This is a genomic window from Saccharothrix deserti (genome assembly GCF_009769385.1).
Classification (GTDB): Bacteria; Actinomycetota; Actinomycetes; order Mycobacteriales; family Pseudonocardiaceae; genus Actinosynnema; species Actinosynnema deserti.
In genome coordinates, this window is record NZ_VKAB01000068.1 from 1 (window position 1) to 25209 (window position 25209).

At 69.4% G+C, this 25209-nt stretch carries 19 protein-coding genes and 3 pseudogenes; 3 read left to right on the forward strand and 19 right to left on the reverse strand.

Going from position 1 to position 25209, the window contains the following annotated elements; all coding sequences use genetic code 11:
* The 9 genes and pseudogenes from FM051_RS54320 to FM051_RS46965 all read right to left on the reverse strand — a co-directional run.
* A pseudogene (locus FM051_RS54320) lies at window positions 1–169 on the reverse strand (IS701 family transposase); the annotation flags it as partial.
* 65 nt (window positions 170–234) lie between these two features.
* Window positions 235–1413, reverse strand: a pseudogene (locus FM051_RS46930) (NAD-dependent succinate-semialdehyde dehydrogenase); the annotation flags it as partial.
* A gap of 18 nt (window positions 1414–1431) precedes the next feature.
* The gene (locus FM051_RS46935; RefSeq protein ID WP_238413186.1) at window positions 1432–2421 is read right to left on the reverse strand and encodes a phosphotransferase; all 990 of its coding nucleotides are present in this window, start codon (window positions 2419–2421) and stop codon (window positions 1432–1434) included.
* A 112-nt stretch (window positions 2422–2533) separates the two neighbouring features.
* Window positions 2534–3883, reverse strand: a complete 1350-nt coding sequence (locus FM051_RS46940; RefSeq protein ID WP_158853969.1) for an aspartate aminotransferase family protein — start codon at window positions 3881–3883, stop codon at window positions 2534–2536.
* 135 nt (window positions 3884–4018) lie between these two features.
* Window positions 4019–4372: a hypothetical protein gene (locus tag FM051_RS46945; RefSeq protein WP_202919446.1), complete on the reverse strand. Its 354-nt coding sequence runs from the start codon at window positions 4370–4372 to the stop codon at window positions 4019–4021.
* 41 nt (window positions 4373–4413) lie between these two features.
* Window positions 4414–5139, reverse strand: coding sequence for a haloacid dehalogenase type II (locus FM051_RS46950; protein ID WP_158853972.1), 726 nt, complete (start codon window positions 5137–5139; stop codon window positions 4414–4416).
* 590 nt (window positions 5140–5729) lie between these two features.
* On the reverse strand, window positions 5730–6275 hold the full coding sequence (locus tag FM051_RS52725) for an integrase core domain-containing protein (RefSeq protein ID WP_238413188.1): 546 nt from the start codon (window positions 6273–6275) through the stop codon (window positions 5730–5732).
* 554 nt (window positions 6276–6829) lie between these two features.
* Window positions 6830–7303 (reverse strand): cupin domain-containing protein, encoded by a 474-nt coding sequence (locus tag FM051_RS46960; RefSeq protein ID WP_158853976.1) that lies wholly within the window; start codon window positions 7301–7303, stop codon window positions 6830–6832.
* Between the two features lie 80 nt (window positions 7304–7383).
* Window positions 7384–7740, reverse strand: a complete 357-nt coding sequence (locus FM051_RS46965) for a hypothetical protein (RefSeq protein WP_158853979.1) — start codon at window positions 7738–7740, stop codon at window positions 7384–7386.
* A gap of 111 nt (window positions 7741–7851) precedes the next feature.
* On the opposite strand from FM051_RS46965, the gene FM051_RS46970 reads away from it, so the two are divergent.
* Entirely contained in the window at window positions 7852–9036 is a 1185-nt protein-coding gene (locus FM051_RS46970; protein ID WP_158853981.1) for a hypothetical protein, read from the forward strand.
* 284 nt (window positions 9037–9320) lie between these two features.
* Here the strand turns inward: FM051_RS46970 and FM051_RS46975 are convergent, their stop codons facing one another.
* The 6 genes from FM051_RS46975 to FM051_RS47000 form a co-directional block, all read right to left on the reverse strand.
* Window positions 9321–10148 carry a hypothetical protein gene (locus tag FM051_RS46975; protein ID WP_158853984.1) on the reverse strand — a complete coding sequence of 276 codons (828 nt, stop codon included), beginning with the start codon at window positions 10146–10148 and terminating at the stop codon, window positions 9321–9323.
* A gap of 495 nt (window positions 10149–10643) precedes the next feature.
* Entirely contained in the window at window positions 10644–11888 is a 1245-nt protein-coding gene (locus FM051_RS46980; protein WP_158853987.1) for a phthiocerol/phthiodiolone dimycocerosyl transferase family protein, read from the reverse strand.
* 30 nt (window positions 11889–11918) lie between these two features.
* On the reverse strand, window positions 11919–13031 hold the full coding sequence (locus FM051_RS46985) for a cattleyene synthase (RefSeq protein WP_158853989.1): 1113 nt from the start codon (window positions 13029–13031) through the stop codon (window positions 11919–11921).
* A gap of 2 nt (window positions 13032–13033) precedes the next feature.
* The gene (locus tag FM051_RS46990; protein WP_202919447.1) at window positions 13034–14374 is read right to left on the reverse strand and encodes a cytochrome P450; all 1341 of its coding nucleotides are present in this window, start codon (window positions 14372–14374) and stop codon (window positions 13034–13036) included.
* Between the two features lie 607 nt (window positions 14375–14981).
* The gene (locus FM051_RS46995) at window positions 14982–16562 is read right to left on the reverse strand and encodes an NPCBM/NEW2 domain-containing protein (protein WP_158853992.1); all 1581 of its coding nucleotides are present in this window, start codon (window positions 16560–16562) and stop codon (window positions 14982–14984) included.
* Between the two features lie 107 nt (window positions 16563–16669).
* On the reverse strand, window positions 16670–17779 hold the full coding sequence (locus FM051_RS47000) for a lytic polysaccharide monooxygenase auxiliary activity family 9 protein (protein WP_158854009.1): 1110 nt from the start codon (window positions 17777–17779) through the stop codon (window positions 16670–16672).
* 66 nt (window positions 17780–17845) lie between these two features.
* On the opposite strand from FM051_RS47000, the gene FM051_RS47005 reads away from it, so the two are divergent.
* Window positions 17846–18049 (forward strand): hypothetical protein, encoded by a 204-nt coding sequence (locus FM051_RS47005; protein ID WP_158853995.1) that lies wholly within the window; start codon window positions 17846–17848, stop codon window positions 18047–18049.
* On the opposite strand, the gene FM051_RS47010 is transcribed toward FM051_RS47005, so the two are convergent.
* Window positions 18034–19575 (reverse strand): cellulase family glycosylhydrolase, encoded by a 1542-nt coding sequence (locus FM051_RS47010; protein WP_158853998.1) that lies wholly within the window; start codon window positions 19573–19575, stop codon window positions 18034–18036. The genes FM051_RS47005 and FM051_RS47010 overlap by 16 nt on opposite strands.
* A gap of 351 nt (window positions 19576–19926) precedes the next feature.
* Complete coding sequence (locus FM051_RS47015; protein WP_158854001.1) at window positions 19927–22371, reverse strand: glycoside hydrolase family 2 protein; 2445 nt, start codon at window positions 22369–22371, stop codon at window positions 19927–19929.
* A gap of 276 nt (window positions 22372–22647) precedes the next feature.
* Between FM051_RS47015 and FM051_RS47020 the strand changes: the two genes are divergently transcribed.
* Window positions 22648–22785, forward strand: coding sequence for a hypothetical protein (locus FM051_RS47020; protein WP_202919448.1), 138 nt, complete (start codon window positions 22648–22650; stop codon window positions 22783–22785).
* 10 nt (window positions 22786–22795) lie between these two features.
* Here the strand turns inward: FM051_RS47020 and FM051_RS47025 are convergent, their stop codons facing one another.
* Entirely contained in the window at window positions 22796–24340 is a 1545-nt protein-coding gene (locus tag FM051_RS47025; RefSeq protein WP_338019545.1) for an ROK family transcriptional regulator, read from the reverse strand.
* Window positions 24329–25029: pseudogene (locus FM051_RS52730) on the reverse strand (IS701 family transposase); the annotation flags it as partial. The gene FM051_RS47025 and the pseudogene FM051_RS52730, both read right to left, overlap by 12 nt.
* Window positions 25030–25209: the final 180 nt, after the last annotated feature.

Genomic DNA, 25209 nt, shown 5'->3' on the forward strand with positions numbered 1-25209 from the left:
CGGCGTGCTCGGCCAACCCCCAGGAGTTCTTCTTCGGCACATCGGCCAGCAACGCCCGCACCATCAGCCCGAACGTCACCTTCGGCTCCGGGCGGTTGAACATCCACCCCAAGCCCTCGGTGAGGGCCTGAAGGTCAGCATCCCAGCCGGCGATGTCCTGAACAGTCACGCTCTCGACCATGACACGGGATACGCGCCGTCAGCCGACCCGGTTCAAGATCTCGGAATGTAGTACATGCCGCTCTCCAGCCGCTCGCTGACGCGCAGGGCGCGGTCGAGGTCGCGGGTGAACACGTAACTGACCAGGCCCCACTCGGTGTCGTTGGCGGCGGCGACGACTTCGTCCTCGTCGTCGAAGGTCAGGATGGCGGCCACCGGGCCGAAGATCTCGGTGCCCATGACGGCGGCGCCGGCGGAGACCCCGGTCAGCACGGTAGGCGGGTAGAAGCAGCCGGGCCCGTCGGGGAGTTCGCCGCCGGTGAGGACCTTGGCGCCGTGCTCCACGGCATCGCACACGAGGTCGTGGACCTTGTTGCGGCCCGCGTCGTCGATGAGCGGGCCGACGTCCGTGCCGGGTGCGGTGCCGGGGCCGACGGTGAGGGCGGCCATGCGGTGGGCGAGGCGGGCGGCGAACTCGTCGGCGAGCGAGCGGTGGACGAAGATGCGGTTGGCGGCGGTGCAGGCCTCGCCCATGTTGCGCATCTTCGCGAGCATCGTGCCTTCGACCGCCACGTCGAGATCGGCGTCGTCGAAGACGATGACGGGGGCGTTGCCGCCCAGTTCCATGGACGGGCGCACGACGGTGTCGGCGCACTGGGCGAGGAGGATCCTGCCGACCTGGGTGGAGCCGGTGAAGGAGAGCTTGCGGATCTGTCCGCCGCGCAGCAGCGGCTCGACGACCCCGGCGGCGTCGGAGGTGGTGACGACGTTGAGGACGCCGTCGGGCAGCCCGGCTTCGGTGAGGATCGCGGCGAGGGCGAGGCTGGAGAGCGGGGTCTGCGGGGCGGGCTTGAGGACCGTGGTGCAGCCCGCGGCGATGGCCGGGCCGATCTTGCGGGTGCCCATGGCCAGCGGGAAGTTCCACGGGGTGATCAGCAGGCAGGGGCCGACGGGCTGGCGCAGCACCATGAGGTGGTTCTCGCCGTCGGGGGCGGTGGCCATCCCGCCGTCGACGCGGACCGCCTCTTCGGAGAACCAGCGGAAGAACTCGGCGGCGTAGGCGACCTCCCCGCGGCCCTGGTCCAAGGGCTTGCCCATTTCCAGGGTCATGAGCAGGGCGAGTTCCTCGGTGCGGGAGACGATGATCTCGTAGGCGCGGCGGAGGATCTCGCTGCGCACGCGGGGCGGTGTCGCGGCCCAGCCCGCCTGGGCGGCCGCTGCCGCCTCGGCCGCCCGACGGCCGTCGGCGGGAGAGGTGAGGCCGAGGCGGGTTCAAACCCGGTCGCGAGGGCTTTGCCGGAGCTGCGCGACGACGTCGTCCAGCGGCACGGCCATGGCCCGCTCGACGTTGACCCAGTCGTCCTTGGCGTGCGCGAGGAGGTAATCGCGCCGTTGTGGTACACGCTGCGCGCGCCAATTGGTGATCAGCGCGCGCAACGTGAGCCGGGCCAGTGCGGCGACCGGCAGCAGCGCGAGTTCCGAGTCCTTGATCCGCCGTGTCCGTTCGTAACCGGCGAGGAAGGCGTGCGCGTCACGCCAGGGGTTCTCCGGGGTACGGCCGAGCAGGTTCGCCATGGGCACGGCGGGGTCGAAGATCACGGCGCTGCGCACCGTGTCGCCGAAGTCGATGACGCCGGTCACGAAGCGGTCACCGCGCGGGTTCACGACCACGTTGTGAGGGCTGTAGTCGCCGTGGATCACTTGGGTTTCGAGATCGGTCAACCTCGGCACGACGGCCCGGTCGAAGAGCCGGAAGACCTCCTGGGCCAGCCGGCGGTGCGCGGAGTCCGGCGTGTGCGCGACGAGTCTCGCCAGGTGGTGGAAGTGCTGGACGTCCCACACCAGCACCCGCCGGTCGGCGGGGTGCGTGAATCCCGCGAGCGCCACGTCGATCCGGCCCAGCATCTCCCCCGCCTGGGCGAGCTGGTTCGCGTCCGGGTTCGCCCCCGCCCAGACCGGGCCTTCCACGAAGTCGAACACCCGCAGGATTCGAGTTCCACCGTGGTTCTTCTCGACGACCAGGCTGTCGTTTCCGTCGACGGTCGGCTTCACCCGCTGGACCGGCAGTTCGGGCGCCGCGCCTTCGAGAAAGCGCATCGCGGCGGTCTGCAGGGCGACGACGGTCTCTTCCTCGTCCGGTGGTGAGACCTTCACGAGGTGGTCGCCCGAACCGGTGCTGAGCCGGAACGTGTCGTCCTTCTCCGTCGCCAGTCGCTCGAGACGTCCGCCGACGTGGTAGTGCTGATCGAGGAGCGTCCTCACGACCGTCACGTCGACGGGCTCGTGAGGCGATGCCAGGCCGCCTTCCTCGAGGAGCCGTCGAGCGAGGCTCGTCTGCGGTGAGGTGCTCACTGCCGGTCCTTTCGGTCAGCCGCTACAGGCGGTCCTCGGCGACCTCGGCGAAGGTCTCCAGGAATCGGGTCACATCAGCGGCGGTGAAGGCCAGCGGGGGGCGGATCTTCAGAACGTTCGCCGCTTCGCCGGTGCCGCTGATGAGGACTCGGCGATCGCGCAGGTCGTTGACGACGTCTTCGGCGAGTGCGCGGTCGGGATCGAGCGTCTCCCGGTCCTTGACGAGTTCCACGCCGACGAACAGGCCGCTGCCGCGGACTTCGGCGACCCGGGGGGAGTCCTTCGTGATCTCTTCGAGTCCGGCCCGCAGTGCCCGGCCGTTCTGGAGAACGCGCTGCTGCACGTTCTCCTCCTCGAAGACGTCCAGCACCGCGGTGGCGGCGGCCACCGGGATCGAGCTGCCGCCGAAGGTGTTGAAGTAGCGGACGTTCTGCCCGAACTCGTCGGAGACCTCGGGGCGGAAAGCCACACCCGAGATCGGCAACCCGTTGCCCATCGGCTTGCCCATGGTGACGATGTCCGGCAGCGCACCGTGGCGGCTGAAGCCCCACATCGAATCCCCGAGCCGGGCGAACCCAGACTGCACCTCGTCGGCGATGTAGACACCGCCGGCGGCGTGGACCTCCTCCACCATGGCCTTCAGGTAGCCGACCGGGTCGGTGAAGATCCCGTCGCTGGTGTAGGCGCAGTCGGTGATCAGCGCGGCGAGCCTGTAGCCGTGGCGCTCCAGGTCGTCGATCGCGCCGCGCACTTGGGCGCGCATGTGGTCGGCGAGCGTGGATCCGGGCGCGACGAGTCGCGGGTCGGGCGGATCGATGAGTCGGACGTTCGGTCCCAAGGGGGATCCTGCGCCCAGGTGCGGCGAGAAGCTCGCGACTTCACGAGTGATGCCGTGGTAGGCCCGGCGGGTCACGATGATCCCTTCACCGCCCGTGTGGAACCTCGCCACACGCACCGCGAGGTCGTTGGCCTCCGACCCGCTGCACGCGAGACTCAGCTTCGACAGCTCTTCGGGGAAAGTGGCGAGGAGCCGTTCCGCGTAGTCGACCAGCGAGTCCTGGACGTAGCGCGTGTTGGTGTTGACCGCCGCCATCTGGCGGGTGACGGCCTCGACCACATGAGGGTGCGCGTGCCCGACGCACGGAACGTTGTTGTAGGCGTCGAGGTAGTCGTTGCCGTCGCGGTCGACCAGGTGGGCCCCGTGACCGGAGACGAACTCGACCGGCTCCCGGTAGACGAGCGTGTAGCCGGGACCCAGGACCCGGGTCCGGCGTTGGATGCTTTCCCGGAGTCGTTCCGGAAGCTTGCCCAGTGCACCCGGGTCGAACCGGTTGGGGTAGTTGACCAGTGCTCGACTCAGCGTCGAAGTCATCGGCGGGCAACCTCCAGTCTTGTTCCGTCGGAGTTCCCTCCGCTGGTCAGACTCTATCAGGGTTCGTTCCAGTTTCAAACTGAAACTTTTTTGCCCTGGGGGTGTCCGGATCGGCGCACGTCGGTGGCGGCGGACTCAGAAGGCGGGGGAGGGCTGCTCCGTGCGCTGCCCCTGACGACGCGCGTCCAGCACCGCGTCTCGCAGTCGGCCCTGGGCGATCGTCAGGCACGCGTACACCGCGCCACGTGCTGTCGACAGGCCGAGCACCTGCGTCGCGACCGTCAGCTTCGGGACCGCCGCAAGGCTCTCGCCGAGACGTTTGCGCGCCTCGGGAAGGACTTCGTCGACAAGCGGGCGCAACCGGCCCACGAAGTAGATCGACCCCGGGTCCAGTGTCACGACGACGGCGCTGACGGCGGTCACGATCGCCGTGGTGAACGCCTCCAGTGCCACGGCGCGCGAGGCGTCGTGGTGCGGTGAGGAGGGCATCGTCGTGTTCTGAGGCCCTCGTCAAGGGCCTCCGCGATCGGTTACGTGATCGGGTACTCGAGTTGGGGGAGGCGCCCGCGTACGGGCCCCTCCCCGGTTCGGATACCGAGCAGCGGGGGCATCTGGGAGAGCAGGTTGACCTCGTGGTAGCCGTAGCCAGGGGTGCTGGGCTCGAGCCCGCGGTTGACGTGCACCTTGTGCGTGATGCCCAGGTCGTTCGCGACCATCAGGTCGTAGCGCGGGCTGGCGGAGACGTGCAGGACGTCCTTGGGACCGCAACCGAGCTGGTCGAACATGTACTCGAACGCCTGGTGCCGGGGCTTGTAGGCCTGGGCCTGCTCGGCGGTGTAGACCGCGTGGAACGGCGCACCGAGCTTCTCCACGTTGCTCATCACCTGGCTGTCGGCCGCGTTGCTCAGGATGACCAGGGGGTAGCGGGAGGCCAGAGCCCGCAGCGCGTCCGGAACCTCGGGGTACGGCCCCCACGTGGGGACCGCGTCCACGATGGCCTGGCCGTCGGCCTCCCGGTACGGGAGCTCGAAGCGCTCCAGGGTCTTCCGCAGCGAATCGTGGATCACCTCGGAGAAAGGCTTCCAGGGGCCCAGGACCTCGTCGAGGCGCTGCCACTTGAAGCTCTTGATGAAGTCGTCCATCTGGTCAGCCGGAACGACGTCTGCGAGCAAAGTGCGGGTCATGGCCGCAAGCTGCCAACGGATCAGCGTCCCGTGCATGTCGAACGTGATGTATTTCGGCTCGAAGTCGATCATTAGCGTTTCTCTCTCTATCTCTTTTTGGCAGGACGCTCCGGCGGAAGGGGTGCAAAGTCGTCACCCCGGGATGCGAGGACGACACGCGCCTTCACGCTGTGTGATCAGTACCGTCGGTGTGGCGCAAGGAGCCGGTGGAGTCCGGCTCCGGTCACGGGGTCATCTGGTCGATCGTGACGGCAACGATCACCTGTGGACCCGTGCGACTCGTCCGCAGATGAGCGTGCAGCCGGGACCCCGCACCTCGGTCCGGCACGGGAGGTCTCCTTGGGGATCTCGGGACAGTTCGCCCGGTACGACCAGGTTGAACCGGTCCGGGTGGCTGAGGAGTGCTCGCCCCGTCGTCGATCCCATCGGCAGGTCACCTCCCGTCTCGGCTCGTCTGAGTACCGCAACGCTGGACAGACCACACCACGCTTCGTTTCAGTTCCAACCTGAAACTTTTGCTGGGGTCGTTGACGGTCCGTAGCGGACGGCCTGGCGTCTGGTCACCGTCACCCCTTCGGCCGGAAGGGTGTGCCGACGCTGGTTGACCTGTCCGCCGAGTTCGACCTGCGCGGCTGTGCCGCTCGAAAAGTCATCGTCGCAGGTCAAGTGGCGTATCTGTACTCGTTGATGAGGCCGCCGAGGATCCGCGTGCGCTCCAGTGCGCGGGCACCGAGGTCGTGCACCGTGGTGGGGTGCTTCCGCGCTTCGGGTGGGAGTCGGTCGCGGGCCTGGTGGGGTCGGTGCCGGTTGTAGTGGCTTTCGTAGGTCGCGAGGACCTGTCGCGCGTGGCTCTCTCCCACGATCAGGATGTGGTCGAGAACCTCGCGTCGGATGGTGCCGATGACCCGTTCGCAGTGGGCGTTCATCCGTGGTGCGCTGTTGATCACTCGGAGTTCGTCGGCCAGGAAGACGGCGTCGAACGTCGCGCTGTACTTGCCGTCGCGGTCGCGTAGCAGGAAGCGCAGGGGCTCCATCCGTGTGTCGAGGTCGGCGGCGAGGTTTCTGGCCTGTTGTGCTGTCCAGGCTTGCGCCGGGTGGGCGGTGATGCCGGTGATGTGCAGGCGTCGGGTTCCGTGTTCGAGGAACACCAATGCGTAGAGGCGTAGGCCTAGGCGGGCCAGTTCACCCTGGATGCGGCGGTCTCCCACCGCGCGTTCTCCGTGGCGAGCTGCAGCACGAGCGTCTTGATCGCAGCTCGGGTTGGTGGGCGCCCGGTGCGTCGACGCGCGATGTGGTCCCACTTTCGGGCCACGAACCTACGGTGCCAGGTGAGCAGGGTGCCGGGCGTGATCGGGAAGGTCTCCCGCCAACGCCGACGATGCACCAGCCTGGAGAGGGCGGCGAACCAGAACCGGTCTACGGGCTCATAGCGGACCGGGCCGGCCAATTGTCGTCGAAGGATTGTCTTCTTGTGCCGCAGCACGAGTAGTTCGGCGCCCTTGGTCGCCTGCGCTGCGCAGCAGCACTGACGGGACGGCCAGTAGCTTCCGGGTCACCTTGTACAGCAGGGACACGATCACCCGGACATGCTCTCAAACGGCGTCTGCACTGCTCTACCAGCAGTGATGACTTTTCGAGCGGCACCGGGTCGGCGGGCTGGGCGAGGACCGGGGCCCGCCGACCCTGCGCGGCGACCGCTCCGGCACGCATCAGAGTGTGGTCGGCGCCGAAAGCGCTGCTCGCCGCGGCCGGCGGTTGGTCCTCAGCGCTGGGGTGGGATCTGGAACTGCATGCCGTAGCGTTCGCCGACCGCCGCGAGCCATTCCAAGTCCGGCGGGGAGTCCGGCGGCGGTGGGACTTCTCTCGTCTGCGCCGGTTCGCCGATCTCGGCGAAGAACCGGTCTATACCGCCCGGCAGGTAGGTGGTCATGATCCGCACGGTGTCCGTCACGGGCTCGTAGGTCTCCAGCGTGCCTGCCGGGAAGTAGAAGAAGGCTCCCGGTCCTCCCTCGACGGTCTCGTCGTTGATGTGTACGCGCACTCTTCCCTCGAGAACGCGGAGGGCCTCGGCACCCGGGTGGGTGTGCGGTGGCGGGCCCATGCCGGCCGGAACCGTCAACTCCATGATCGTCATTTCGCCGTTGGCCTCGTCACCGGCGACCCTGACCTCGTAAAGCCCGCCCAGCACCCAGTAGGCGTCACCCTCACCCTGCTCGCGTACGACTGTCTTAGCCATTCGATGCTCCCTCCACAAAGGACGCGGATAGCTCCACTGTCCTCCCAAAACGGCACGCGGACCAGGGCCTTTCGCCCTGGTCACGCCATGACAGCGGTAGCCCGCACGCGGTGACGACTCCCGTGGGTCAGCGCGGCGGGTGCACCCCCAGCGCCCGCAGCGGTGCGATGGCCGCGCGCCAGAAGCGAGGCCGCGGCGCGGTCGTGGGTGGGACGCGCGGTGCGTGGTGGGGGAGGCGGACGCAGCGCCGCGGGTAGCGACCGGAACCGCAACGGGGGCGGCAGGCGCACGGCCTCGCCGTCGATCCCGATGTCGAGCAGTTCCCGCGCCGAGTGGACCACCCACTCCCGGCAGCCGGGGTAGCGCTCGACATGGCCCTCGCGGTCGGCGGAGATCAGGGCCGGCAGGTTGATCGCGCGGTTCATCAAGCGCGACATCTGGCGACCCTGCGGCGGCGTTGAACACCCTGGACGAGGCCGAGTCATCGGCGAGTCGTTCCCGCAGAACTGCGTTGTCATCGGGTCCTCGCAACGGGATGATTTTCGACGGTGAAGGGGACGCCATCGCTCGGGCTCGCCACGCTCTTCGTCGTGGTGCTCGCGGCGTGTACCGCACCTGCCCCCGTGCCGGACCGCATGACGACGCCGGCCGGACCCGAGGGAGATCAGCCCCGGCGGTGGACGGGGCCGGAGACACAGGACGCGATCGCCTTCGGGGTCGATCAGGCGATCGTCGGCTGGGACGGCGGCTACCTCACCGGCACAGGCGCAGGACGCGGTGTGTACTCGCTGGCCGTGTCCCAGGATGCGAGGCAGTGGCGGAACGCCATCCCGGAGGGGATCGTCGACCTCGCCACGGTCCGGGCGGTCGCCGCGCACGGCTCACAGGCATACGTGCTGGGGTGGACTTCGGAGGCACTGGTCGTCTGGCGTACCGCGGACGGACGCGCCTGGCAGCCCATCACGTTGAAACAAGGCACCATCCCGATCAGCCGCAGCCGAGCGGACGACATGACGTTCACCATCGCCGCCGGGCCCCGGGGTGTCGTCGTCGCCGGCGGCTACGATTTCGACCCGCCGGAGGGCGTCGGGCTCTACATCTGGCATTCACCGGACGGACAGTCGTTCCGTTCGGCCATCACCATTCCCGGCCCGGAGAACAACGTTCCCGGCAGTGAGATCGGGATAACGGCCACACCAGAAGGATTCCTGGCGATGGCGGGTGGCGAGGAGGACATGCTGTACCAGTCGACTGATGGAGTGAACTGGGAGGACCTGACCACGGGGTTTGAGGGCGCACACATCCAGCACGTCGCTGCCGCGGGTGCCACGCTGGTGGCATTCACCCGGACATATGTCACGTACGAGCCCGTGCCGTACTTCCGACGAGATGGGGTGTGGCACAAGACGTCCCTCGATCCCGGCCGTCTCCCCGACGCGGGCGTCGTGCCCGCCGTCGAGCGGCAGGTCACCGCTGTGCGCAACTGGGGCACCGGCTTGATCGCCCTCGGAAACGTGCGACCGGGTGAGGGCGTCGTAACGTCGGGGATGGTGTGGCACTCGGCAGATGGGCGCCAGTGGACGCGCATGCCGGTACGGGACAACAGGTTCGACCAGGCGGCAGGTCTGATGGACCTCGCGGTGCGCGGCGGCGAGGCGGTGATCACCGGATACTCGTACGACGAGTCGACCGAGAAGCTGCAGACGTGGCGCGCCCCTGCCCCGTCACGCTGATCAGGGGATCGACATGGTCCGCACCGGAGATGGCGTCCAGTACCTCTCGAGAACTCCATCGACCACCGCTCGCCCGCACACGTTGCCGGCTGCCTCCCAGACGACGGAGTTGCGCGGTGGGGGCTCATTCGGCACCGCGGTCGACGAGGCGGAATCCGATGATGCCGGAGCGGTGTAGGACGATGGTGGTTGTCCGATGAACCCACATCCGCCGACGAGCACCATGACTGCGAGTGCGAGCAGGGGGTGACGGCGGCGGCAGGGCAGCGGGGTCGACAGGTGGCTCAACACGACAGGCGCCACACCCAGACGTGGTTCTCCATGTCCGGGCAAAGAGCACGCAAGCCCGCTGACGCGGCGGTCCGGAAGGGCTTGCCCGAATCGTCGATCGTGAGCTCGCCGCTCTCATCGCCGGAGGTCCAGTCCAGCACCAGGCGCCAGTCGACGACGCCGGTCCCGACGGCCGTGGTGATGACGAACTGCTCGGGCTCGACTTCATCTACCCGATAAGGGAATCGGACCGTCGCCGCCTCGGCCACCAGAGCCGGCTCGGCGGCATCGAGGTCGAGCAGGTACAAACGAGGACCCAGACCGTCCTGACAGCCCTTGGGCAGGTAGAGCCCGTTGGCTATCGGTGCTCGGTCCACCACTTCCACCCGCATGTCCTGGAGCACGACCGACTTGCGGAGAAGACCCTGCACGGTCACGGTGACCTCGCCGCCGCTGCTGACGATCGCGCCATCGGGCAGATCCGACTGGCTGTGCGGAATCGGCGCGCCTCCATGCCCATCGAGGACCCATCCCGAACGACAGGCCACCGCCGACTGCGTCGCCACCGCCCCCACGGGTTGCTCACCAAGCGGCGGCGCAGCGCCCGAGGATGCGCCTCCGGGCTCACCGTCGACCCGGCGGTCGAACAGGATCACAACCACGAGAGCGACCACCAACAACGCCGCAACGAGCGCCATCGCCCTCAGGCCGCGGCGATCATGCGTTCCCCCCACGTTGACGGTGTCGACCGCCCCGCTCTGCACGACAGCACCCGGGTCGCCGGTCACGTCGTTGCGGGTCGAGTGCTGTGGAGCGGGCTTCTCGTCGATGGGGTGGATCATCGGGTCAAGGTTGCCCGATGTCTACGCCGAATTGCGGTGACCAGGCGACGGTGCTCGCCGCCATGTGCAACCCGATTGAGCGCTTGCCCGCTCCACCGGCCGGTGCCAGGGCGGAGGTGGACGACCGGGGGTGACCGTGGGCGTCGGTACCCGAGTGCCTCGACCTGTGCCGCGACGCCGTGCGCCGCGCCGGGTGGGCGGACCGAGTGGCCGGTGCGCGGGCCCGCGGCGCGCACGTCGGCATCGGCTACGCCTTTCACAACGAGGTGTCCGCGTTCGCGCCGTCCCGGATCGTCAACATGTCGGGCCTGGACCACTCCGGGGTCGACGAGGCCGCGGTGCGCTCGGTATCGGCCGTTCACCGTGGCAGCACGCTTGGGCAAGTGCGGCGTTGGCGCGGTGCGGGATGGGAAGGTCACACGTCTTGCCGCCCCGCACCGCCACCAGACCTGCGTCGGTTGGGGGCAGCGGAAGTCGTCCAGGCTGGTGGCCCCGCTATGGCGAGGCCTGCGGATCGTCCACTGCGGTGACGAGTTGGTGTGACAGGGCCTGGGCGAGGCTCGCTGCTTGTCGGGCGTCGAACCATGCGCGGGGTGTGGCCAGGTGGAGGGCGAGGGTGTGGTGGACGCGGGTGATGAAGACGGCCGGGACGGGGCCGGGTGGTGGGGCGTAGCCGAACGTTGCGGTCAGTCGGGTGCCCGGGGGGAGTGTGGGGCGGAAGCGGTGGGTGGCCATGTTGGTGAGCATCATGGTGAACGGGATCGGGGTCGGTGCGTGGAGCAGGTAGCGGAGGGCCACGGCTTGTCGTTCGGCGTGGGCGGTGTCGCGTGCTGTGGCGAGTTGGCGGTCGATTCGGGAGGCGAGTTCGGTTGGGGCGTCATTGGTGCCGACCTCGGTGGCGACGGGGACGAACGAGGTCGCGGTGAGGAGGCGGTGTGCGGGGATGGGTGGGGTGAGGCAGGGCCGCAGGCCGATCGTGACGCCCAGGGACAGCCGTCGTGGCCGGTGGGAGGGGAGTTGGGTGCGGGCGGCCAGCAGGATGATCGCGGACAGCAGCGCGGTCGAGGTGGTGTTGTGCTGTCGGGCGGTGCGGTAGAGCCGGTGGGCCTGGGCTGTGGTCAGTTCGGTGGTGTGCAGGTGGGCGCCGGGCTCGGGTGACGGGCCGGGTCGGTGGCCCGGTAGGCGGGCTGAGCGGTGCACGGCCAGGTCGAGGGCTTGTCCGGTGAGCCAGGCGGCGACCTTGAGCGGTGGGTGGCGGTGGGCCAGCAGGTCGTCGGTGGCGGGGTGTGGCGCCAGGTCGGGCGGTGGTGTCGGTTCCGGGGCGCCGGTGACCAGCGCGGTGTAGGTCTGCCACAGCAGGGATGTCAGGGACAGGGCGGACACGCCGTCGCTGATGGCGTGGTGGATCGCCAGGACGAGCCGGTGGGTGCCGTCGGGTTGACGGGTGAGGCCGGCGTGCAGCAGTGGATCGCCGGGGGCGAAGGGCGCGTCGAAGGGCTCGTGTGGGGTGGTCTGTCGCAGGCGGGGTGGCGGCTGGTGGGGCGCGGGACTCAGGCGGTGGCGGTGTCCTTGGCGGGTGATGCGGTAGGTGAGGACGGGGTGCCAGTCGGACAGTCGTCGCACGGCACGTGCCAGGGCGTCGATGTCGAGAGGGCCGTGCACAGTGGCGCCGAGGACCACGGGCGTGCCGGTGCGCGCTACGAACTCCTCGACGGCGGACAGAGGTCGGCCGGGTTGCATCGGTGGGCCCTCTCGGGTACGGGCGGCGTGTCAGGACAGGTCGGTGTCCCACCACCAGGAGATGGACGGGATCGGCGGCGCTGACGTGTCGGCGGGTGGGGTCGGTGTGGTGGAGGGGAGGGTGGTGACGGCTCCGGGGTGGCGGCCGTCGGGGTTGCGGTAGCGGTCGGCGTGCAGGCCCCAGTCGAGGTTGCCGGGTAACAGGTGGGCCAGGTGGTCCAAGTAGGCGCGCAGCGGCGTGCTCGCGCGCGGCAGCAAGTGGTCGCGCAGTTCGATGAAGCGGTGGGTGAGCCGGTTGCACAGCTCCACCGCCCTGCTGATGGCGTCCTGCGGGCTGAGGTGGTGTTCGCGGCGCAGGATCTCCACCAGGCTCAGACCCGAGGGCGGGGTTCCCTCGGTGTGGGCGATCCAGAGTTCCTTGCCGTAGGAGAACAGGTCGTCGTCGAAGGCGGCGGTGGTGAAGGCCAGCTCGGTCAGGGCGCGCACGGCGGGCGCGGACAGTTCGCGGTCGGGGACCTCCTCACCGTCGACGATCTCGGCCCAGGACAAGGTGGCGGCGCCGGCTGCGGTGTGCTGGCGCAGGTGGGCGTAGTCGTTGAGCCTGGGGGTACTGCCCGCGGCACGGTGTCCGATCTCCCAGAGCACGGCGAGGAACCAGGCGCGGTGGGCGTCGACGCAACGTCGCTTCTGGGTCGGGGTCGCCCAGTGCCCGGCTCGCCGCGCGAGGTCGCGCACCGGTGCGAGCAGCGAATCCCCCGGGCCGTCCAGCGGCGTGTCGGGAGTTTCGAGGACACGGGCGATCCTGGTGGCCATGTCGGTGAACAGGCCCAGCCGCTGGGCGGGTGGGCCTTCATCGCAGTAGACGTCGTCGAAGTGGAACATGACCGTGCACCAGTCCACCGCCAGCTGCAGGCGGTGGGTGGCCGCGTGGGGCGTGATCCGGCCGTAGAAGCCGGGGCAGTCGTTGCCGCGCATGCGGTCCAGCTGTTGTGGTGACAGCGCCAGGTCGAAGCCGGTGATCCAGTCGGCGGTCCGCTGTGCCAGCACCGCTTCCTCGGGATGCCGGACCGGTGGTAATGGGCAATAGCGCGGTGGCAGCTCCACCGTCAGGGCCTCACCGGTCAGCACGTCCTCGGCTCGCATCCTCACCTCCCGACCGCGGACAGTTCGAGCAACAGGCGGCGCGGGCGCAGGGCCGTGGACAGGGCCACCGGCCGGACGTCGCTGCCAGGAGCGCTCCGCAGCCCCCAGCGGCTCACCAGCGTGGCCAGCAGCAGACTGCTCTCGGTCAACCCGAACGCCTCACCCGCGCACTTGCGGGCACCGCCACCGAAGGTGACGAACGCGCCTCGGGGCAGGTCGCGCGCCCGTTCGGGTGACCACCGGTCGGGGTCGAACGCGTGCGGCCGGTCGTGCAGCCCGGCCCTCAGGTGCACCGCGGGCGGGCAGAACGCGACGGTCGTGCCGGCGGGCAACCGGTGGCCGCCCAACTCGACCTCCTCGGACGTGATCCGGGTGAACAACCACCCCGGCGGGTACAGGCGCAACGCCTCGGTGACCACACGCCCGATGTGGGGCAGGCGCGCCAGGTCGGCGGCCTGCGCGGGCCTGCCGTCCAGCACCGCGTGGACCTCCCGACGCACCCCTTCGAACGCCTCGGGGTGCCGGTCCAGCAGGTGCAGCGCCCACGACACCGTCGCGGCGACGCTGTCGGACCCGGCGACCAGCATCGTCAACACCTGGTCGCTGACTTCGGCATCGTCCAGCCCACCACCGTGCCCGTCCCCGTCACGGGCGGCCAACAGCGAGGAGAGCAGGTCACCGCGGTCACCGTCGCCACGGCGGTAGTCGGCGACCATGGTGTCGATGCCGTGCCGCAGATCGGCCAACGCCCGGTCGAAGCGACGGTTGACCGGCACCGGCAGCCGTTGCAGCAGATCAGGCACGAACATCCGCGCGGTGACCTGGTGCAGCAGCGTCTCCACCGACCGCCGCATCCGGTCCACCGCCCCGTCGTCGGCGCGGGTGGTGAACAGGCAACGCAGCACCGTGCGCAACGCGGCACCGAACAACGCGGGATAGACGTCGACGACCTGCCCGTCGCGCCAGCTCGAGGTCAGCGCCGAGGCCTCCTGCTCCATGACCGCCGCGTACCGCTCCAGCCGCGCGTGGTGGAACGCGGGCTGGATCAACCGGCGCTGCCTGCGGTGCTCGGCGTGCGGACAGCTGCCGACCCCGTTTCCGATCGTGGCCCGCACCCGGTCGAAGAACGGACCGCCCTTGTCGAACACCCGGTCATCGGTCAACACCTGCCACAGCAGGTCCGGGTGGCACGGCACGTAGGCCCGCACCGGCCCCAACCGCACCTCCACCAGGTCACCGAGCGCCGACAGCGACCCGATGAACCGCAACGGGTCGCGCATCATCGGCCACGCGTGACCGATGACCGGCAACGCTCCCGGCGCCACCGCCGCGGTGCGGTTCATCGGGCCTCCAATGATGTCCAGACCTGCCCGCGCACGACAGGCGTCCTGACCTCGTTCCCCGGCGTGTTCGCTCGCGGGCAACTGCCGTGTGCGGCGAACCAGGCCAGGGATGCATGCCTGACCTCTCGCACCTGCTTACCCCCGACCGTTCGCCACCGCCACCGCCACCGCCACCGCCACCGCCACCGTGCCGCGTCGATCGCGAGCGGCAACTGCGCGCAGGTGAAGTGCTCGCCAAGACCGCACTGCCCCGCCGCACCCGGTTGCCCCGGCCGACGAGCACGGCGCACTCGCAGCATCACAGGACAGGTAGCCACCCCACCTCCTACCGCGCACCGCACCACCGGGATCCCGGTCCGATCCAGCTGCCCGTCACCGGACATCGTGGCTCAACGATGAACCCTCGGGACCACACCCGCGCTCCACCACCACGCGATCAGCCGACCGTCATCCAGGTGATCGCGGTCTTTCCACAACCGACCACGGCCGCCCGGTCACGCGGTCCTTCCGCTCGCGTGGCGGACGGTGCCGGCGGCGTTGCGTCGCGCGATCCGGGAGCGGGAAGCCCGGCGAGCGAACTGGTCGCGAGTACGGTGACGCCACGTGGTCAGCAGGTGATGGTGGCCGAGGCCCAGTCCGCGTGGTCGGAGTCGTTGCCGTCACCGCCGTCGGCGACCTGGAGGTCGAGCATCCGCACACCGGTCACGTCGGCTTGGACCGGCACGGCCGCCGCACCGCCCCGCAGCACCGGGGTGACGGCGAGTTCACGGCCGTCGCCCAGCACCCGGAACATCACGCTGCCCCGGCCGTCCTTCTCGTCGTCCACACCGACCTGCGCGGAGAACGCGGAGCAGGCAGTGCCGAGGTAGATCCGCACGGACGACGAGGCGTGCACGCCCAGGCCGGAGACGCTGTGGGCGCCCTCGGGCGGTGCGGTCACCAAAGGCGGCGCGATCTCGCTCCATCGCGACTGCGCGCCCGCCGTCGTGCGATAGCCCGCCGCCGCGGTCAGCTTCACGGCCACGGCCGACGTGATGGGTCTGGCCGTCACCGTCCAGGTGGCGGTGAAGCTGCCGCCGGGCCGCACGAACGGCGTCTCGCGCACCGACGGGCCGTCGAGCACCCATCCGTCCGGCACCTGGAGCTGCACCCTGGCGGCGATCAGCGGGGACGTGCCGTCGTTGACCAGGCCGGCGGTCACAGCGAACGGTCGGGCGGCCTCGACCAGCTCCGGCCCGGCGAGGGTGAACGACGTCAGCGGGGCGAGCTTCGCCGCGCCGCCCGGCCACACCCGGTACGTCACCGCACCGTGTGACGGGACGCCGCCGCGGATCATGCCGGAACTCGCGTGCTGCTCCTTGCTCCACAGGTCCTTGACGCGGTACGACCTCCCCGCCGGTAGGCCGAGTTCGGCGGCGGTCGCGCCGATGGCGGCGCTGCTCGCGCCGCGGTTGAGCAGCACGACCGCGACCGAGCCGTCCGACATGGGCTTGGCCCGCACCTCGTGGTCGCCGTCGTCACGCACCTTGCGACCCTGGGTGCCCGACCAGTCCTGGTTGACCGCCAACAGGTCGCGGTTGAGCAGGATGCGCCTGGTCGCGTCGTCCATCGAACGGACGTCGTTGCCCGCGATGAGCGGCGCGTTGAGCACGGACCACAGGGCGAAGTGCGCGCGGTACTCGGCGTCGGTCATGCCGCCGTTGCCGACCTCCAGCATGTCCGGGTCGTTCCAGCCGTCCGGGCCCGCGTACCGCTCCAGACCGACCTGCTGGTCGAGGATGCCCATCACCGACGTCCAGTTGTCGGAGATGTCGCCGGTGGTCCGCCACAGGTGTCCGCCGACCTCCCGGCCGAGCCCTTCCCACGGCCGGTTCTGACCCCACTCGCACAGGCTGTAGACGATGTCCCGGCCGGTCTTGCGCAACGCCTCACCCATCGCGCGGTACCGGTCCAGCGCCGGGCGGTTCTCGTTGTGGCAGTTGTCGTACTTGAGGTAGTCGACGCCCCAGTCCGCCCACGTCCGCGCGTCGACCTCCTCGTGGTCGAGGCTGGCCGGGAAGCCCGCGCACGTGTGCGTTCCCGCCGAGGAGTAGATGCCCAGCTTCAGGGCCCCGGCCGCGGTCGAGGTGGTGAAGGGGACGGAAAGGGGAAGCAGTGCCGAGACGATCAGCGCAACCGCGCGACGCATGAACACCCTCCTCGGTGCTCGGGAGCATCAGCGGACACCGATACCTGTCAACGTGCGCGGGGGCCCGCCGCCCTGCGGCAGCGGGCAACCCGTGTGGGCGCGTGGGGTCAGGATGCGGTGCAGGTGAGGATGGGTGTGCCGGCGGTTCCGGAGGCGACGAACCCAAAGCTGGTGCTCGTGCCCGCGCCCAGTGAGCCGTTGTAGGCGACGTTGCGTGCGCTGATCGTGGACCCGCTGGTGGTCACGGCCGCGCTCCACGAGGAGTCGATCCGTTCGCCGTTGGCGAAGGTCCAGTTCACCGCCCAGCCGGTGATCGCCGTGGTGCCGGCGGTGACGCGTACTTCGGCCTGGAAGCCGCCGGACCACTGGGACGCGATCCGCAGCGTGGCGGAGCAACCCGCCGAGGGATTGCCTGTCGTGGTGGTGGTCGTCGTCGTGGTGGTAGTTGGGGTGGTCGTGGTCGTGGTCGGGCCGGTGCCGCCGTCGGTGAAGTTCACGTCGCTACAGGCGTAGTAGCTCTGGTCGGCGTGACTGGCCTTCCACACCGTGAAGAGGACGTGGTGGCCGGTGCGGCCGGGTGCGTTCACCTCGACCGGTGTCCTGGTGCCGGTGGGGATCCTGCCGGTTTGGCCGACCAGGTCCAGGTCGCTCCACCGCAGTGTCCGGGTCTTGGGGTCGAAGCCCTGCTTGGTGGAGTAGACGCGGATGTAGTCGGCGCCGTGCGAGGAGGTGTCGTTGAGGTTGAGGGTGAACCGGCTGGGGCGGTTCGGGGCGATCCAGGCACCGGGCTTGTCCATGGCGGCGTAGCGACCGTTGAAGGTCAGGCCGCCGCTGCACAGCGTCCCGTCGGGGACGGCGGCCTGGTGGTCGCTGCCACCGCCGTCGCGCAGCAGGCCGTTCCAGTTGTACATGGCGGAGGGATCGGCCTGCCACGCCTGGTAGCACATGGGGTCTTCGGTGGCCATCTGCTGCGAGGGGCCGTTGGGCCAGCGGTGGTAGCAGCCGTAGTGGCGTGACGGCGGGTCGCTCACCGCGCCGTGGGCCGAGGCGCTGCCTGCGCCGAGGACCACCAACAGGGTCGTCAGCAGCGTCAGGCAGGCACCGAGGACCGCTGCCGCTCGCCAGACCGTGGTGTTGGCCGGGCGTGAGGCGTCGGTCTTCAAGGTGTCCGGCGGCTGGCGACGTTTGTCGGGGGTGTTGTCCGAGAAGCGATGCATGGGTTTCACCAAATCTCCATTGATCGATGACGTGGGCTTCGCGGTCACGACAGGGAGCATGTCGGCGTGGGGGTCCAGCCGGTCGGGTCACCGTTGACGATCATCCCGGCGGTGGCGTTGCCGCCCTACCGCTGCACCGGTAACCCGATGTCCACGGCCAGATCCGGTCCCGCCGCCGCTACTGCCACACCTGCGGGCGCGACGACGGCCGACGCGACGATCGTCGGCACCGGGACGGCACCCGAGGTGTTCGGTTACGGGGTGACGTAGGGGTCTTGCCTGAGCAGGTGGGCCTTGAGGCCCTCGCCGACGCCTGGCTCGGGTGTGCCGTTCCAGTCCTTGATGAGCACGGCACCTGTGCTGCAGCCCCACGGGTTCCAGGTCCACGCGAGGTAACCCATGTGGTGCGCGTCGGCCCAGTCCACCAACCGCTGCATGTACTCGAAGCCGCAGTCGTCCTGACCGAACTCACCGAGCACGACCGGGACCTGCTGCGCGAGCGGGGCGATCTGGCTGTCCCAGCAGGATTCGGTGACGCAGGCGTTGAAGCTGTAGGCGTGCCAGGACGCCGCGATGTTGTTCAACGGGTCGGTCGGCTTGTGGGCCAGCCACTCCCGCGTGTCGTTGGCCCACTCCAGGCCGCCCAGCATGAGGATGTTGGTCGCGCCGGTGGCCCGCACCGCGTCGACCAGGTCCTGCATGCCGGCGGTTTCATAGGGAAGGCCGGTGCAGGTGCCCCCATCCCGCCAGCACTGCCAGCCCAAGGTCTTGTTCCAGTCGCTGGCGATCTCCGGGTACGGCTCGTTGAACAGGTCGAAGACGACGGCGTTGTTGCCCTTGAACGCATTGGCGACGCCGGTCCAGAACTGCGGGGAGTATCGCGCGTCCGGCATCGGTTTCTGGCACGTCGCGTGCTCGTCCTTGCAGTGCCAGTCCGGCCCGTTCGTGTAGGCGCCCCAGGTCCAGTGCAGGTCGAGGATCACGTTGATGCCGTTCGCCACCAGCAGATCCACGTAGCCCTTGACGTTCTGCTGGTACGTGGCGCCGCCGGGCGAGCCGTTGACATCCAGCCAGCACTCCTCGTTCAACGGGATCCGCACCGCGTGGATGTTCCAGGTCTTCATCGCGTCCACCGACGCCTGGTCCACCGGACCGCCGTCCCACATGCCCTTGCCCTGCACGCAGGCGAACTCGCCGCTGGAGCGGTTCACCCCCAGCAACCGGTAGGGCTTGCCGTCCGCGGTGACGATCTTGTTGCCGGAGACGCGCAGCGCCGGTGCGGGACCGTCGACCGGCGGAGTGGTCGTCGTCGTCGTCGTTGTCGTCGTGGTGGTGGTCGTCGTCGTCGGGGCGGTGCCGGTGCACGCGGCACCGTTGACGGCGAAGTCCGTCGGCTTGGCATTGCTGCCGCTGTAGGAGAAGTTCGCCCCCGCGCTGACGCTGCCGCCTGCCGGGATGGTGCCGTTCCAGCTCATGTTGGTCACGGTGACCTGCTTGCCCGACTGGGACCAGTTGCCGCTCCAGCCGTGTCGCAGGGTCTGGTTGCCGGCGTAGGTGTAGGTCAGCGTCCAGCCGTTGACCGCCGATGAACCGAGGTTGGAGACGGTCACATTGGCGCCGAACCCACTGCCCCAGTCGTTGGTCGTGTAGTCGACCCGGCACGCGAACGCGGCCGCCGCGCTCGCGTCACTCGCCCACGACCCGCCCGCCGCTGCCACCAGGGCCGTGCACGCGATGGACCCCGCAGCAGCCAACGCGGCGAGCGCGGTGCGGCGTTTCCTGACTCTTTCCAACATCAGCACTCCTTTGTGCAGGTGACGTTCAGCCCGCCGCCGTGTCTTCCGGAAGCGTTCAACAGGTGGGCAGGGCCGCTGAATTAGGGATGGGCCGCTCCGGGGACAAGTACCCCTACCTGCCTGGGAGCGCTCCCAGAAAGACCGTAGCGAAGATGTTGCAAAACTTGAAGACCCTCGGCACGGAAACATCCCGAGCGTTCCATTGCACCAACACGACTCACCGGATCGGGTATTCGTAAAAATCGGTCGCCAAACCCCGGAGTCGCGGCCGATCGAATCAACAGCGTTTATCGGCTCCGAACTCCGGGCGCAGGGGTATGAACTTCTCGGCTCATCTCGGTTGCGGGTGGTTCACGAGACGCCCGACGCTGACGTGTTGGCGCAGCGAAGCACGCGCGGATGCAGCAAAGCGGCCGGTTCGTGCAACCTCTCCGACGTGCGCACGATGAAGTGGTGTGCTTCGCCGGCGGTCAGCGAGATGAGCATGTCGTCGACGACCGCGTCGGCGGCCACCTTGTCGGCCAGCAGGCTGAGGTCCCGGACGTACGAGGTGGCCCGCACGTCGACGCGGTACCCGCCGGCTACGGGTGTGACGCCGGCGGTGAACGGCGCCGGGTGGTAGCGGAGGTCGAGGTCTTCGCCGAACAGGTGGTGGGTGCGGACGCCGCCGGCGGTCGCGACCAGCACTTCGCTCCTCGGGTCGGCGGGTTGGAGGAGGTCGTCTGCCAGGGCCAGCAGCGCGGTGGATCGAGGCGGCACGCTGAGCCGCAGTTCGGCGGTGGCCAACACCTCGCCGGCGAAGTCCTGTCGGGTCACGCGCACCGCACCCGCCCAGGGCTCGTCGTGGTCGTTGATCGCGACCAGGGTGGGCCTTTCCCGGCGGAGCTGGACGGTCAGCAGCCGTGGCGCGAACGCGTGCTTGAGGGCGTAGTAGAGGGGCTTGGGGCGCTCGTCGCTGTCGACGGCGGACCACGAGGTGACCGGCCAGCAGTCGTTGAGCTGCCAGACCAGGGCTCCCGCGGTCCGCGGCCACCAGGAGCGGTAGTGCTCGATGCCGAAGGCCACCGCACGGGCCTGGTTGAGCTGGGTCGCCCAGTGCCACTGCTCGAAGTCGGTCGGCACCGGCAGGTGGGGTGCGAGGCCGCGGTCCAGGTTGCGGTTGCCGTTCGCGGCTTTCTGGTGGAGCAGGAACGCGGGCGAGGTGGGTGTCAGCGGTTCGTCGTGGACCCATCGGGTGAGGGTGGCCCAGGTGGGTGGCCCCTGGAAGCCGAACTCGGCGCAGAACCGCGGGACGTGGTCGCGGTAGTGCGTGTAGTCCAGGGCGTTCCAGACGTCCCAGTCGTGGCGGGTGCCGTGGTGGGCGTCGTTGGGTGGCAGGTCGCCGGGGCTGTGCGGGCTGCCCGGTGCGTACGGGCGGGTGGGGTCGAGTTCTTCGATGATCTTGGGCAACAGTCCGGTGTAGTAGCCGCCGCCCCAGCTCCGTCCTTCCAGGCCGTCTTGCCAGCCCCAGTCCGTGTAGGCGGGGAGGTTCTCGTTGTTGCCGTTCCACAGCACGAGGGACGGGTGGGCGACCAGGCGGGTGACGTTCTCCCGGGCCTCGGCCTCGACTTCCCCGCGCAGTGGCTCCTCTTCGGCGTAGTAGGCGCACGCGAACGGGAAGTCCTGCCACACCATCACGCCGCGTTCGTCGCAGGCGTCGTAGAAGTCGTCGGTTTCGTAGATGCCGCCGCCCCAGACCCGCAGCATGTTCATGTTCGCGTCGACGGCCTGGTCGATCCGACGGGCGAGCCGCTCACGGGTGACCCGGGTGAGGAAGTGGTCGTCCGGGATCCAGTTGGCACCCTTGGCGAACACGCGCTTGCCGTTGACGACGAAGACGAACGGGGTGCCGAACTCGTCCGGTTCGGTATCCACGGTGACGGTGCGGAACCCGATCCGGCGCCGGACGGCGTCCACCTGTCGACCATCGGCCAGCAGCACGACGGTCAGGTCGTAGAGCGGGTGGTCGCCGTAGCCCACCGGCCACCACAACCGGGCGTCCGGCACGAGGACGGTGACGTGCGCGATATCGCCGGTGATCGCCATTCGTTCCGTGCAGTCGCCGACCGTGACCAGCGCGGTGTAGTCGCGATCCGCGGCGCGGTCCAGTTCCAGGTGCACGTCGACGCGGCCGGTGCCGTCGGCGTCGACGGTGACGAGCGGGCGCACTTGGGCCAGCCGGGCGGTGTCCCAGCGTTCCAGCCGCACGGGTTTCCACAGGCCGGCGGTCTGCAGGTCGGGTCCCCAGTCCCAGCCGAAGGAGCAGGCCATCTTGCGGATCGCGTTGTACGGGTGCGGGTACGCCCGCTGGCGCCAACCGAGTTCGGCCTCCGCCTGCTCGGCGTGGGTGAGCGCGGACCGCAGCGTCACGGTCAGGTCGTTGCCGCCGTCGCGCAGCGATCGCCCGACGTCGAAGCGGTAGCCGCGGTGCATGTTGGCGGTGTGGCCGAGCACATCGCCGTTCAACTCGATGGTGGCGACGGTGTCGATGCCGTCGAAGACCAGTTCCACTCGCTCACCGACCTGCGGCGCCTCCGCCTGGAACGTCGTCGAGTACTGCCAGTCGACGCGGTGCAACCAGGTCAGCGCCGCCTCGTTGCGGTCCAGGTACGGGTCCGGGATGAGGTCCGCGGCCATCAGGTCGAGGTGGGTGCTGCCGGGTACCTGGGCGGGCACGTCCCGATCGGCGAGGACCTGCGGCACCGGGCCTCCCACGGCGCGCAGGCGCCAGCCGTCGTGCAAGTCCGAGCGCGGCATGGCAGCCCTCTTCCTCGTTGGTCGACGCAGGGTCGGAGATCACAGAGATGGTTACTCAGGCAGCCGAAGTAAGTCAACATCCTGGGCTGACGAGTGCTGAGGTCTGCCGTGCCCTCGCTGGCCGATCGGCGGCCATCCGCTGGTGACGGCTTATTTAGGCAAGTTAATAATGGCGGCGCAGGCGGCTGCCGTGGCACGCCCGCGCGCAGCACGTCAAGGAGAGGGACGGCTCGTGCGGCCCGGCCGAACGAGCCGTCCAGCTACCGACACCGGAGGGTGGCCACCACCCCGGCACTTCGCCGACGATCCGCCCTCTACCGCAGGCGGATCGTCCAGCGCGGCCCGGCCGACGAGGTCATCATCGACCTCCGACACCCGCACACCGGACTGCTCGCCGCGCCGCACGAGCACTGATGGCGAATGATCAGGGTGTCCCGCCCGCGCCGGCGGGCACCGGCCGCGCCCCGTCCTCGGAGCGGCCGTGGCCGAGTGTCAGCTCGCTCTGCAGGACGAGAACCGCCCCGCCGATCGCCGCCGCGTCCGACCCGTTGACCGACGGCACCACCCGCACCGGATGCGCCCGTCGAGCGAACAACCGGCGGTCCAACTGCTGCTGGATCACCGCCTGGTAGATCGAGCCCGCCACCGCGAAGCTCTGTCCGGCCAGGACGATCACATCCAGGTCGAACAGGGTCGCCACGGTGACCGCGGCATGACCGAGGTAGCGCGCCGACCGCTCGACGAGTTCACGGGCCTCGGGATCGCCGGCGTTCGCGGCTGCCGCGATCCGCGCGAACTCGGTCAGGACGTCATCGCCGGCCGGATCGAGCGCCAGCCGTCGGGCGAGTCCCGGTGTCGCCAACGCCTGCCGGACCAGAGCCGACGGGCCGGCGTAGTTCTCCAGGCACCCGACGTTGCCACACGGGCATTCGTCGCCGTGGACGTCGATCGAGATGTGGCCGATCTCCGCGCTGTTCGACGAGCTGCCCCGATACACCTCACCGGCGACCACCACCCCGCCGCCGATCCCGGTGGCCATGTAGATGCAGCCATAGGTGCTGTGCGGGTCCACAGCACCCATCCAGTACTCGCCGATGGCGGCCGCCGCGGCGTCGTTGTCGAGCAGCACGGGCAGGCCGAGACTCTCCGCGAGGCGCCGCGCGACGGGGTAGTCGCACCACTCCCCGGTGGGCTGCGGCGTCAACAGCACACCGGCACGCCGGTCCTGCGGACCGTAACTGACCAGGCCGACCCCGAGCACCTTCTCGCGGTCGACAGCCGCCGTCGTCAGCAGGGCATCCACCTGCGACGCCACCAGCGGCAGCGCCCGCTCCGGCGGCATCGACGCCACGCCTTGGAACGAAGTCCGGGCCACCGGTCGGCCGGCCAGGTCGACGACCACGATGACGCACGTGTTGCGCTCCAGTTGGACTCCCACGCCGTAGCGGGCCGGCGGGTTGAGCTGGACCAGCGTGCGCGGCTTGCCGCCCGTCGGCGCACCACGGCCGGCTTCGACGACCAGGCCGTCGCCCAGGAGCTCGCGCACGACCTCGGAAATTGTCGCCCCGGTCAGACCGGTTGCCGTCGCGAGCTCCACCCGGCTGATCGTCCGCGCGGCCCTGATCACATCCAGAACCAGGCCGCGCGTCTTCGGCCGGCTTGCCCAGACCGGGCTCCTCGCCACGGATTCCTCCTCCATCCCGCTACTTTTCCAGGCTACTTTACTTACGCCTTCTTCCGGCTCATTCGCGCCGCCTCCACTGCACAACCTCAGCACGACTATTCCGAGGACCGCGATTGCCGGCTGGGTCTGCGATGCACCGATCACCGCCGAGGACGTCGCCACGGTCGTACCCTCTTCGGCAACGACATCTTGTGGCACCTGCCAGGCAACACCGGTTCTCCGGCACTCACCGGGATCACAGCACGGGTCGACCTGCGCCTTGGTCAACTGCAACGTGACCACCATCGAGTTCTTCGCCACCGCCGGCACATGGGTGATGTCCTCGGATTCCAGCCACCTGCGCAACTTCGTGTCCACGCCGTAGGCCTCGTCCCCGGTGACCCACCCGAACGGCACCCCGGCCTCCATGGCGCGGGTGATCATCCGTTGCGCGAGAACGGGTTTGGTCGCCGGCTTCGCCTCATCGGGGATGCCGGCCCCGCGGCAGCGCTCACGATCGGAGGTCCACTCCCCGGGTAGGTACAGCTCCCGATCGATCAGGGCCCGTCCATGCGGGGAGGCGTAGGTCAGGAACACGCCGATCTGCGAGTTCTCGACCCGGCCCGCAGTCCCGGAGTACTGGCGAGCCACCCCGGCGGACTTGGTGCCCTTCTTCAACAAAGCCCGTCTCGTCCACCACCAACACGCCCCGCCCCTCGTCGCCGAGCGCCTCGACGACCGCCGCACGGACGTCATCACGCAGGCCGTCGGTGTCCCCGGGCGTAGAAGTTCAGCAACCGCTGCATGCGTTCCGGGTCGGCGTCCCCGGTGGCCTCCGCCGGCGTCCATCCATTCTTCCGTTCAGCCTCGCTGAGCAGTCCCCGCACGTAGGACCGCATCTGACGCCGTGACTCCACGCGAGGGAACCGGGCCGCGAGCCGACCCGCGAACGCCTCGAAGCTCGTCGACCACCCAGCTACCATCTCCACCAACACGCCAAGATCAACTACCGGAACCCGGCTTGGATTACAACCTGTCGTTGCAGTACTAAAGATCTTTCGGCAATAGGGTGAGTCGTTGCGGGTGTTCTCTCTTGCGGGGCGGGACAATCGGGGCGTGCCGAAGCCTCCACGATCCCCGGGCGAGCCTGATCGGGCCCGGAAGTCCAAGCGTGT